The sequence below is a fragment of the Pediococcus sp. M21F004 genome (genome assembly GCF_051122535.1).
GTDB classification, from domain to species: domain Bacteria; phylum Bacillota; class Bacilli; order Lactobacillales; family Lactobacillaceae; genus Pediococcus; species Pediococcus inopinatus.
Map to the genome: position 1 here is coordinate 2,022,071 of NZ_CP177314.1, position 12,127 is coordinate 2,034,197.

12 protein-coding genes and 1 other annotated feature are annotated in these 12,127 nt (G+C 37.0%); of the genes, 11 read left to right on the forward strand and 1 reads right to left on the reverse strand.

Annotated elements, in window-relative coordinates; all coding sequences use genetic code 11:
- Window positions 1–72 precede the first annotated feature (72 nt).
- From mreC to recA, 11 genes are all read left to right on the forward strand, one after another.
- Window positions 73–918, forward strand: coding sequence for a rod shape-determining protein MreC (gene mreC / locus ACLHK8_RS10070; protein ID WP_057772408.1), 846 nt, complete (start codon window positions 73–75; stop codon window positions 916–918).
- 24 nt (window positions 919–942) lie between these two features.
- Window positions 943–1,488: a rod shape-determining protein MreD gene (gene mreD, locus ACLHK8_RS10075; RefSeq protein ID WP_057772409.1), complete on the forward strand. Its 546-nt coding sequence runs from the start codon at window positions 943–945 to the stop codon at window positions 1,486–1,488.
- 69 nt (window positions 1,489–1,557) lie between these two features.
- Window positions 1,558–1,785, forward strand: a binding site (T-box leader).
- A gap of 161 nt (window positions 1,786–1,946) precedes the next feature.
- Window positions 1,947–2,597 (forward strand): amino acid ABC transporter permease, encoded by a 651-nt coding sequence (locus ACLHK8_RS10080; protein WP_057774655.1) that lies wholly within the window; start codon window positions 1,947–1,949, stop codon window positions 2,595–2,597.
- 11 nt (window positions 2,598–2,608) lie between these two features.
- Window positions 2,609–3,244, forward strand: a complete 636-nt coding sequence (locus tag ACLHK8_RS10085) for an amino acid ABC transporter ATP-binding protein (protein WP_063697923.1) — start codon at window positions 2,609–2,611, stop codon at window positions 3,242–3,244.
- A gap of 20 nt (window positions 3,245–3,264) precedes the next feature.
- Complete coding sequence (locus tag ACLHK8_RS10090; protein WP_057774660.1) at window positions 3,265–4,116, forward strand: amino acid ABC transporter substrate-binding protein; 852 nt, start codon at window positions 3,265–3,267, stop codon at window positions 4,114–4,116.
- 153 nt (window positions 4,117–4,269) lie between these two features.
- A complete protein-coding gene (yfmF, locus tag ACLHK8_RS10095) occupies window positions 4,270–5,541 on the forward strand; it encodes an EF-P 5-aminopentanol modification-associated protein YfmF (RefSeq protein WP_057774663.1) in 1,272 nt (423 codons plus the stop codon).
- Window positions 5,534–6,838, forward strand: coding sequence for an EF-P 5-aminopentanol modification-associated protein YfmH (gene yfmH / locus ACLHK8_RS10100; RefSeq protein WP_063697920.1), 1,305 nt, complete (start codon window positions 5,534–5,536; stop codon window positions 6,836–6,838). The genes yfmF and yfmH overlap by 8 nt, the downstream gene beginning before the upstream one ends.
- On the forward strand, window positions 6,835–7,560 hold the full coding sequence (ymfI, locus tag ACLHK8_RS10105; RefSeq protein WP_057774671.1) for an elongation factor P 5-aminopentanone reductase: 726 nt from the start codon (window positions 6,835–6,837) through the stop codon (window positions 7,558–7,560). Before yfmH ends, ymfI begins: the two co-directional genes overlap by 4 nt.
- 69 nt (window positions 7,561–7,629) lie before the next feature.
- The gene (locus ACLHK8_RS10110) at window positions 7,630–8,508 is read left to right on the forward strand and encodes a helix-turn-helix domain-containing protein (RefSeq protein WP_057774674.1); all 879 of its coding nucleotides are present in this window, start codon (window positions 7,630–7,632) and stop codon (window positions 8,506–8,508) included.
- 15 nt (window positions 8,509–8,523) lie between these two features.
- A complete protein-coding gene (gene pgsA, locus ACLHK8_RS10115) occupies window positions 8,524–9,108 on the forward strand; it encodes a CDP-diacylglycerol--glycerol-3-phosphate 3-phosphatidyltransferase (RefSeq protein ID WP_057774676.1) in 585 nt (194 codons plus the stop codon).
- A 306-nt stretch (window positions 9,109–9,414) separates the two neighbouring features.
- Window positions 9,415–10,497 (forward strand): recombinase RecA, encoded by a 1,083-nt coding sequence (gene recA, locus ACLHK8_RS10120; RefSeq protein WP_057774679.1) that lies wholly within the window; start codon window positions 9,415–9,417, stop codon window positions 10,495–10,497.
- A 101-nt stretch (window positions 10,498–10,598) separates the two neighbouring features.
- Here recA and ACLHK8_RS10125 read toward each other — a convergent pair whose 3' ends face one another.
- Entirely contained in the window at window positions 10,599–11,840 is a 1,242-nt protein-coding gene (locus tag ACLHK8_RS10125) for an ISL3 family transposase (protein ID WP_063697918.1), read from the reverse strand.
- Between the last annotated feature and the right edge of the window lie 287 nt (window positions 11,841–12,127).

A 12,127-nucleotide genomic window follows, 5' to 3' on the forward strand; every position in this document is an offset into this window, starting at 1 on the left:
TTTTTCTGTGGTATAATACAGATTGTGTTTAAGCGTCATTATGTATCCAAATAATCTTCGGAGGGTCTATCCATGCAAAAGTTTTTTTCGAATCGAAAGTTAGTAATCGCTGTAATCTGTGTGATTATCGCGGTTGGTTTAGTGACCCTATCTGTAACGACTCGAAAAAAGTCTACGACACCAATTATCCAAAAAGTGGGTAATGATGCAGTTGCAGTGGTTGATCGAGTAGTTGCTTATCCAATGAATGCGATTAGTAACACTTCAAAAGCATTAAACTCGATGATTAATACTTATCAAGAAAATGAACGATTAAAAGGAAAAGTGGATCAGCTAGAAGCAGTGCGTTCACGAGATCAAGCTTTAAAACAAGAAAATAAACAGTTAAAGCAACAAGTAAGTTTGAAGAAAACAATGACTGACTATAAATTAGTTGCGGCTACTGTTATTTCACGTGCGCCTTCTTCTTGGCAGAACATTGTAGTGATCAATAAAGGAACTTTATCTGGCATTAAGAAAAACCAATCCGTAGTGGCAGGTGAAGGTCTGGTTGGACGAGTAATCGAAGCTAGCTATTCGACCAGTAAGGTTGAACTAATTAGTGATAGTAGTGACTCAGCAAACCGCTTCGCAATTCAAGTGCAAGATGAAACTGGAAATTCGGTTAATGGGATCGTTACAAGTTTTGATAAAGAAACAAATGAAATTGTGATGGGACAGGTCACGTCAAAAGCTAAGATTTCAAAAGGCACTTTAGTGACAACCTCAGGGTTAGGTGGCGTTACACCCAAGGGATTATATGTTGGTAAAGTTGTTGATACGAAGAAAAATAGCAGCGGTTTAGCTACTGAGGTGTACATCAAACCCGCTGCTGATATGAGTAGTATTAATGTGGTCTCAGTTGCGGAACTGAAGTAATCAATTGGGATGGAGGATACTGCAATGTTACAAAGTGCAAAATTAAAATATATTTTCCCAATTGGATTTTTTCTTTCATTATTTTTGGATGGTTCAATTAATTTAATTTTTTCAGGATCGCTTTTTGCTTATCCCTACTCAATGGTGAGCAATTTGACCATTTTATGGTTGGTGTTGGGCATCTTTTTTGAAGGAGAGACTAACCTCCCGATTGCCACATGGGCAGCTGGTGTAGGGCTTGTGTTTGATTGGTATTATACTGGTGTGTTTGGCGTGAACATGTTCATTCTGCCAGTGATGGTACTTCTTATTCAGTGGGTCAAAGTTTTCTATAAGCCCACGTTTCTTTCGATTCTGTTAACTTTCTTTTTAGCCTTGACCTTGTATGAAAGTGCTTTTTATATCGTTTTTGAAATGGTTCACTATACAACTATTACATCATCGGTTTTTGTGGCGTATAATCTTGCCCCCACATTGGCATTAAATTTATGCTTTTTTGTAATCTTGTATTTGCCAATCAAAAGTCTTTTCCGGCATACGCGGGGAGCTAATTTTAGAAGTATAGATTAAGATTTTAGAAAATTAATTTTGAAAAGCCCTTGACGAGAATAAAAAAAAGACTTATATTCAATACAATATTTAAAAACAATGAACGGAAGAGTAGAACAAAGAATCATTTCAGAGAGCTTTAAGTGGTGAGATTAAAGCATGTACTTTGTTCGAAACACATCTGCGAGTTTGTCTTCTGAGTTAATTAGGAAGGCACGGGTGATCGTTATCTCCTAAAGTTGAACTTATAACTTGTTGAGCTGGTAATTGTGAAATTATCAGAAACATGAGGTGGAACCACGTTGATGCGTCCTCTTGGGTATTTTATACCTGAGGGGATTTTTTTGTAGGTTCAACTTACTGAGGTAATTGTTGTGAAGCAATTACAAACAGGGGTGGAACCGCGCTAACTCGTCCTCTTGAATTATTATTTATAGTTCAAGAGGCTTTTTTTATACATAAAATTGGAGGGGATAAGCATGTTTTCGTTAAATTATATATCACAAATATTACCATCCTTATTATCAGGGACTACCATGACATTGAAGATCTTTTGTTGGACTTTAATCGGAGCATTACCAATCGGAATGATTTTTGGATTAGGGCTAGTTTCCAAAATTCGACCGATAAGATATATTTTGAACTTTTACGTTTGGTTGATGCGAGGGACCCCTTTATTATTGCAGTTAATTTTTGTTTTTTATGGATTACCAATCGTGGGGATTGTTTTTCAAAGATATGATGCAGCGCTATTTGCTTTTATTCTTAACTATTCAGCCTATTTTGCAGAAATCTTTCGTGGTGGTCTTCAGTCGGTTGATCGAGGGCAATACGAGGCAGCAAAGGTATTACGATTATCTTATTGGCAAACGATTCGGAAAATTGTTATTCCTCAAGTAGCCAAGATTGTCTTACCATCTATCGGAAACGAAGTTATTAATTTGGTTAAGGATTCTTCATTAGTCTACGTCATTGGTATTGGGGATCTATTGCGAGCCGGAAATGTCGCTTCATCTCGAGATGTAACCTTAGTTCCACTCCTGTTGGTTGGAATTATTTATCTACTGTTAACAGCCGTTTGTACTTATATCTTACGACGAGTCGAAAAACACTATGCTTATTGGCGCTAGGAGGTTTAAATATGTTGAAAATTAATGATTTAACCAAAACATTTAATGGACGAGTTATTATTGATAAGCTATCTTTTGAAGTTCCAGATAGTGAAATCCTAACCATCGTAGGGCCTTCTGGAGCTGGTAAAACAACTTTGCTCCGTTGTATAAGTGGACTAGAAAAGATCGATAGTGGGAGTTTTTATATCAATGACCAAAAGTTTGATCCTTATGAAAATAGCGGGAATGAGAGTGTGATCGGCGTCGTTTTTCAGGATTTTCAATTATTCCCTAATCTAACGGTTATGGATAATGTAACATTGGCGCCGCAAATGGTTTTGAAAAAAAACGTGGCAACTGCAAAAAAAGAAGCTGAAGCTAGTCTTGCGAGGTTGCAACTAGATGGTAAGGAAAATCTTTATCCTTATCAATTGTCTGGTGGTCAAAAGCAGCGGGTAGCAATTGCGAGAGCTTTAGCGATGCACCCTCAAATCCTTTGCTATGACGAGCCTACCTCCGCGTTGGATCCTGAATTACGTGGTGAAGTTAGTGAAATTATTAAAGGCTTAAAACGGGATGGCATGACCCAGATTGTGGTTACCCATGATATGGATTTTGCTAATGAAGTTGCTGATAAGCAGTTACACGTATCACCTATCAAATAAGGAAACGGAAGGTTAATAACATGAAAAAAAAGTTAAGATTAGTTTTTCTCATGATGGCAGTTTGCCTGGTTTTACTTCCTAGTTTGAGCGGCTGTGAAAATGCAACAAAACGCGCAAATACTACTGATTATTGGCAAACAATTAAAAAACGTGGGAAAGTTGTTGTCGGGCTGGATGACAGCTTTGTACCAATGGGCTTCCGTGAAAAGAATGGTAAGTTAACGGGCTATGATATTGATCTAGCTAAAGCAGTATTTAAGCTATACGGAATCAAAGTGGATTTTCAAAGTATTGATTGGTCTATGAACACGACTGAGTTACGCAATCGAACAATTGATTTGATTTGGAATGGGTTCACAGTCACCCCAGCACGCGCCAAAGTTGTTAGCTTTAGTCACACGTATTTAGCTAATCAACAAGTCCTAGTCAGCAAACGCAATCAAAATATTACGAGTTTTCAAAAAATGACTGGGAAGATCTTAGGGGTTCAAAGTGGTTCTTCAGGTGCAGAGGACGTAGAAAAAGAACCCCAGTTGCTTAAAAATAAGATTAAAAACAAAACGCCCATTTTATATGACTCGTTTAACGATGCGTTTATTGATTTAGGAGCGAACCGAATTCAAGGATTACTGATTGATGATGTTTATGCGGGTTATTATATCAAGAAAGAGAGTAATCCAAATAGTTATCGAGAAATTCAAGGTGATTTTCCAAAGGAACAATTTGCGGTGGGTATTCGCAAAGGGGATGTTACCTTACGGAAGAAAATTAATCATGGATTGTATGTGCTGTATAAAAATGGAACTTTGAAAAAAATTAACGAAAAATGGTTTGGTAATACTGCTCCAGTTGAAAAACAGCCAAAAAGTTAAATAGAGTTCAAAAAATATTGATTTGGATTAGTAATAAAAAAGCTAATCTAGATCAATATTTTTGTTTTATTTAAAATGTTTTTTAGGGATTCATAGTCATTGAAAATCGCGTATAATAAAAGATAGTAAATAATTTTTAAATGAGGTAATTTAGTGCGAATACAAATCAAACAAGGAATTGCGTTAACGGTTATTCCGGTATCTCAATTCAAGAATACCCAAATATCGGTTCATTTTTTAGAAAATGCAACAAAACAGCAAACTAGTTATCGTTCATTATTAGCCAATATTTTAGAGACTAGTTCCAAGAAATATGTGACACAGATCTTAGTATCCCAAGCATTATCAAAGCTTTATGGGGCTGGGTTTGGAACAACCGTGATGCGAAAACAAAATATTCATGATCTTACTTTTTCATTATCGCTGCCAAATGATCATTTTTTGAATTCATCGGAAGACCTGCTATCAGAAGGAATTCAATTTTTGCAGGAGATGATTTTTAATCCATTGGCAAAAGCTGGTAACTTTCATGATCAAACTTTTCAAAGACAGCAAGCTAATTTAATCGCGTATATTAAAGCGCTTCGAGATGATAAACAGTCATACGCTGCACTTCAGTTACAAAAATTAGTTTTTAATGAGGATGAAGTTCAACGGGTGCCTGCTTTTGGCGATGTTGAAAGCCTAGCAAAAATAGAAAATCATGAATTATATGACTATTATCAATCAGTCTTAGCACAAGATCGGGTTGAAATATATGTAGTCGGAAATGTGAATGCCGAGCAAGTTGCCGATCAAATTCGTCAATGGCCATTAGCAGAGCGAACATCTAATTTGGTTGGGTTAACAACGATTAAACAACCTATGAGAACTTTTCAAACGCGGAGTGAAAATCAAAACGTTGTTCAAGCAAAATTAGATTTAGCGTATCAATTTCCAACCGATTTTCGAAATAAAAATTATTACGCTGGAATCGTTTTTAATGCGTTGTTTGGTGGCTCCCCGTTATCAAAACTATTTATGAATGTCCGTGAAAAAGCTAGTTTGGCATATTATGCAAATAGTAGTGTGGATGTATTTAATGGCTTAATGGTGGTGCAAGCAGGAATTAATGCCAAAGACAAAGAACAGGTTCTGACGATTATTGCTGAACAATTAACCGACATGCAAAATGGTGAGTTTAGCGATGAACAACTTGGACAAATTAAAAAAGGTTTAGTTTCAAATTACGTTTCTTCGTTGGATTTAGAACGTGTTTATGCGAGTCGAGAACTTACCAACGATCTGGTCGGTAGTCAAGTTTCTGCTGAGGACTGGGAAGAACAAATCCAAAAAGTGTCACGGGAAGCGATTATGAAAGTTGCTAAGCAAGTTAGTTTACAGGCCGTTTATTTCTTGAGTTCGGGGGTAAAAATACATGCGTAAACAAACATATAAGCAATTTGGCGAAAATCTTTACACAGAAACTCTAAGCAATGGGTTAACAGTTAACCTCTTACCTAAAAAAGGATTTCATAAAACTTATGCTGTTTTTACCACCAATTTTGGCTCAATTGATCGAACCTTCATTCCCCAGGGTAAAACTGAGTATGTCACGCAGCCTGATGGGATTGCCCATTTTTTGGAACACAAAATGTTTGATAAAAAAGGATACGATGCTTTTGACCTGTTTGGAAAATATGGTGCGGATTCAAATGCATTCACAAGTTTTACAAGAACTAGTTATTTATTTTCTGCAACACAAAACATCAAGGAAAATTTAGAAATTTTGCTTAACTTTGTGCAAGAACCATACTTTACAGACAAGTCTGTTGAAAAAGAAAGGGGAATTATTGGACAAGAAATTCAAATGTATGATGATGATCCGGATTGGAAATTATACATGGGGATATTAAATAACCTTTATCCTAAGCATCCGGTTCATATTGATATTGCTGGAACTGTAGATTCAATTGCTAAAATCACGACTGAAGATCTGTATCTGGCGTACAAAACGTTTTATCATCCAGCAAACATGGATTTATTTATCGTCGGCAATATTGATCCTCAAGAGACACTTAACTGGGTTATTCAAAATCAAAACACGAAAACTTTCCCACAGTTTAAAACGCCTAATGCCAAGCTTCCGTTGGAGGATCCAAATGGTAAGGACATTATTAAGCATGCAGAAGTCCAAATGGCTGTTAATCGCCCAAAAAGTATTGTGGGTCTTAAAGGTTTGGATCCAGTCCCTGCAGGACGAGCTGGATTAGCATATAAATTGAAGGTAAATTTATTACTTTACTTATTATTTGGCGAATCTTCTCAACAATATTTAAAGTTATATGATTCAGGCGTCATTGATGATACTTTTTCATATGAATTTGATCTTGCCCGGTCATTTCACTATGTTAGCTTTAGTGGTGATACCGACCATCCAGATCAATTTAATGACCAGATTGAAAACATTTTGACGAACGCACAACAAATATTGCCAACATTAACGGATCAGTTTGAACTTGCAAAAAAGGAAATGATGGGACGTTTAGTGGCACGTATGGACTCAGTTGAAGCAATCGCAAATGGATATGAAGGACAATTGTTTGATCAGGCGACTGTGTTTGATCAAGAAACCATTTACGAGCAGATCACATTGACAGATCTAGAACAAGTCGCCAAAGATCTGTTTAATGCAAAAGGATTGAGTACCTTCCAAATTATGCCAATGGGAGTGAAACCATGAAACATGCTTTAATTGTAGGAGCTTCTGGCGATATTGGTATTGAGACTGCAAAACAGTTGGCTGCTCAAGGGTGGTCGTTATATTTACACTATAATCAGCAAAACGAAAAAATTACCGAATTGATTACAAAGTTACACGCCAAGTATCCAAAACAAGATTTTTTAAGTTTTTCTTTTGATATGAGTACGGCTACAAATCTGGACAAATTTTTGGAAAACATCTTTGAGTTGGATACAATTATTTTTGCGCAAGGGACCACGACTTACAAACTATTAGTCCAAACAACCAAGGAAGAAATTCAACATTTATGGAGTATGCAAGTTGCTGTACCAATCGAAATCATCAAAGCGTTACAAGAAAAACTGGCTAAATCGACCCATGGGAGAATCATATTTGTTGGTTCTGTTTATGGAGCTGTAGGGAGTGCGATGGAAGTTAGTTATAGTATGGTTAAAGGCGCACAAACTGCTTTTGCCAACGCTTATGCGAAAGAGGTGGCTTCTCTTGGTATTACAGTAAATGTGGTAGCACCTGGAGCGGTGGACACGCATATGAATCAATTTTTAGCGAAGAATGAACGCCAAGCAATTACGGATGATATACCAACTGGAAAATTCGCCACACCAGCTGATATTGCATTTTGGATTGTTCAATTAACAAATCAAGATGCTGGTTACATGACGGGTCAAACCATTTATGTAGATGGTGGCTGGTTAAAGTAAGAACAAAATTTTAGTGGATTTGGATATGCTATACTAGTAGCGGACTAATTTAATAGTGGGTGAAAAGTGATGAGTGAGAAACAAAATAAAGAGATCGGAAAAAGGCTTCAGGACGCAAGAATGGATCAAGGCTTAACAATTGATTATATTCAAGAGAAAACCAAGATTCAAAAGCGTTACTTGATGGCCATTGAGGCCGGTCAAATGAATGATCTGCCAGGAGATTATTACGTGCAATCGTTTGTTAGCCAATATGCAAATGTGGTTGGGCTTGATTCCCACCAATTGCTGGCTGGCGAGCTACAAGAAACTACTGGTGATGGCCAGCGAAGAAACCCAACGCCTATTGGACCTTTGCCTTCTAGGACAACCCAACACAAACAAGTTGTAAAAGAAAGCGAGTTTTCCAGACGGTACGGAAAGTACGCAGCCTATGTGCCGACTGTAGTAGTTATTGTCATTGTGGTTTTAGTTTTAGGAACTATCTGGGGGATGAGCCATTCAGGAAATACAGCTCAACCACATCTCACAAGTAGCAAGGTGAGTGTTACAAATGATGCAAGCAGTTCAAAAAAGAAAGAATCAAGTTCTAGTGAATCTTCCAATTCGTCATCTAAAGAAAAAGCTCAAAAAATCACTCAGGTTGGGACTTCAACAACAGAATATGATTTAAAAAATGCCCCTTCTGATGGATCAAGTTTGAGCATTACGGCGGGAACAAGTAATGCGTGGGTCTCGGTTTCAAGTGATGGCACACAGAGTTGGGCTGCTACTTTACCAACAGGGACTTCACACACTGTGAAGATTGCTAAGGGTATTTCTAAGGTTTCGATTAGCCTAGGAAACGCGCCACAAACCACCGTTAAAGTGAATGGCAAGAGTTTCAACTTTAATCCTCAAAATGATACTACCCAAACAAAAACAATCACCTTAAATATTAAGGATTAAGCAGGAGGACAACTTTTGAATTTACCAAATAAATTAACAGTATTTCGGATTATTTTAATTCCAATTTTTATTATTATTATGGTTATGCCATTTACCTGGGGGACAGTCACCTGGGTTGGGACATCGATTGCCATTACAAAGGTCGTTGGGGCAATTATATTTGCTGTGGCGTCTTTGACTGATTTGGCTGATGGAAAAATTGCCCGTAAGAGGCATTTAGTAACTAATTTCGGAAAATTTGCGGATCCATTGGCAGATAAAATGTTAGTTATGTCGGCTTTTATTATTTTAGTTTCGTTTGCTAAAGTACCAGCATGGGTAGCTGCTATTATTGTCTGCCGCGAGTTGGCAGTTACAGGTCTAAGGTTATTGATTGTCGAAAATGATGGCCAAGTGATGGCTGCTGCCATGCCTGGAAAAATAAAAACAACTTCGCAAATGATTGCCATTATTTTATTAATTTTAAATAATGTGTTGTTTGCCGCATTAAGCATTCCCATGGCTGCAATTATGCTTTACATTTGTTTATTTTTTACAATTTATTCAGGAATCGATTATTTCGTACAAAATCGGAATGTTTTTTCAGACGGATTTAACTAATAAATATAAATTGAGTTTTGGCAAAATTGTCAGGCTCTTTTTTTATTAAAAGAATTTTTGAGTACGAAAAGCGTATTTACTTATATAGGGGGATGAATTAAGGAAGCGGCAGTTTTTACTAAAGATGATGAAAAATTATGTTTTCAACGGCTTAATTTTCTTCGAGAAGGCAAATCATTGTGGGCGTATTAAGTGAATTAAGAAAGTTTTTAAATAATGCGAACTTTTGTTCGTTTTTACTTGCAATTTGAGTAGAAAATCAGTATTATTATGAATGTTAGGTATTCCCGTTAAGGAGGAAACAAATTGGCTGATGATCAAAGAAAAGTAGCGTTAGACGCTGCGTTAAAAAAAATTGAAAAGAATTTTGGTAAGGGCTCTATTATGCGAATGGGGGATTCTGCTCAAACTCAAATCTCTACCATTTCTACCGGTTCTTTAGCATTAGATGATGCACTGGGTGTTGGTGGCTATCCTCGTGGAAGAATCGTTGAAGTCTATGGACCAGAAAGTTCTGGTAAGACAACGGTTGCTCTGCATGCGGTTGCGCAGGTTCAAAAAGAGGGCGGAACAGCTGCCTATATTGATGCAGAAAATGCATTAGATCCAGTGTACGCAGAACACTTGGGTGTTAATATTGATGACTTGCTGTTGTCTCAGCCAGATACAGGTGAAGAAGGTCTAGAAATTACAGACGCCTTGGTATCAAGTGGGGCTGTTGATTTAGTTGTTGTGGACTCGGTTGCTGCCTTAGTTCCACGTGCAGAAATTGAAGGTGAAATGGGTGATGCCCATGTTGGCCTTCAAGCACGGCTTATGTCACAGGCACTTCGGAAACTTTCTGGTTCAATTAATAAAACTAAAACAATTGCCATTTTTATTAATCAGATTCGTGAAAAAGTCGGTGTTATGTTTGGTAATCCCGAAATCACACCTGGTGGTCGTGCTCTGAAGTTTTATGCAACCATCCGTTTAGAGGTTCGACGTGCAGAACAAATTAAAGACGGTACTGATATTATCGGAAACCGAGTTCGGATTAAAGTCGTTAAGAACAAGGTTGCACCTCCATTTAAGCGTGCCGAAGTTGACATCATGTACGGTCACGGAATTTCTCAAACTGGTGAGATTATTGATATGGCTGCTGAAAAGGACATTATCCAAAAGAGTGGTTCTTGGTATTCATATGCTGAGGAACGCATTGGACAAGGTCGAGAAAACGCTAAGCAGTATTTAGAAGACAATCCGGAAAAGCGAGAAGAAATTTATAAAAAAGTTCGTGTCGCGTTTGGAATGGATGAAACACCCGAAGAAAAAGATGCAGCACAAGAAAAATCAAAAGAAGAGAAAGATCCTTCTACACTAGATCTTAAAACATCTAAAAAGAAATAAAATATTTTGAAAGAATAATTTACTGTTTAAACGGGTCTCTGTCAAATCGTATTGGTGGAGATTTTGAACGGCACATTCACTTCGGTGAATGTGCTTTTTGTTTACTCATGAATTAAACTAATCCGGATAAAGAAGTTGTCAATATTTCGAAAACCAAAACAGTTACGCTTTAATGCCTTGATTTTACGATTAAGTCCTTCAATTGGACCGTTGGAAAATGGATAACGACAACTGTTTAGAAGGGCTGAACCATTTTTGATAAACGTGTTGATCGTTATGTCCATTTGATTACTAGTGGGTTGGTAGTTAGTAAGTAAGGATTGGAACGCATTAGCATCCTTTTGGTGTATGGCACTTAAGATACCTTGATAGGTTTGATACACAGATCTAAATCTGGGAAAAGCGTCTAGAGCTAAATCAATGGCGTTTTGTTGCGTCATGTACTCGTTAATTCCGCGTAAATAAACAGCCTTAGAATCATTAACTTTTATTTCATCAAGATGAAATAAACGCCATTGAGATTTTAAAATATGATAAATTCGTGAATGCTTATCTTGGATAGTACGAATGGTCTGCGTGCGTTCATTATCTAAGGCACGCCCAGCCAGTTGAATAATATGGAAACGATCGATAATCGTGGCCGCATTGGGAAATAAGCGATGAATGAAGCTGCCATATTCAGCATTCATGTCAATCGTCACTGATTGAACTTGGGCACGTTCTTGAACCGAAAAACGAGCTTCAAAGTAGTCAATGATATCTTTACTTAGCCGATCTTTTAAAGTAACAATTCGGCGATGACTAACGGCATCGCAACAATTAAAGGACATCCAGTGATTACAGGAACGAAATTCATCAAAGCAAAGATTCTCTGGGAGATGTTTAACACGATAGGCTAAGTGAATATTGGCATTTAGGATTCGTTGAACACTGCTTGGCGAAATTCCACAAAGTTTAGCAATTTCTTTACTCGTCAACATATCGCGTGCCAAAACGATCACTTGATGTTTGATATTATGTGTGAAAGTTTCGTTACGATTAACCAACTTAGTTTTAGCACCACAGGTTTTTGAACAATCTTTACATTGGTATCTTTGACGTTTTAAATGCATTTCGTAACGACCACCGGATAAGGTTCCTAAACGCAGGTGACTCATGTGAGTTCCGTTTTTAATTAAGCTTTTATGGCCACAATGTGGGCACTTTAAAAGTTGATAAGACAAAGTTGCATGGACGACATGAATACGTTGGTTTGTGGAACACCGTTCTTTAGAAATACCAGTGACAATTAAGTTTGGGTCTGTTATTTCGAATAAGCATAAGATAGAATTAGTTAGGGACATCTGAATTTCCTCTTTTCGATTTTTTTTTGGCGATTAAATCGTAGCACAAAGAGGACAGATGTCCTTTTTTATTTTTCTGATTTTCAAAACAGACAAAAAACCGGTATTAGTTATTCACCAATACCAGAAAGTGTAGACCCGTTTAAATGCAGTGAATTATTTTTTTAGAAAATTTTTAACATATTTTTATAAAAATTGTGTGATTGAACAAATATAAATAGTGAGATAGCTTGATTAAACTGCCTTCGGAATGCTAAACTAAGTATTGTGTGAATAATCAAAATAGC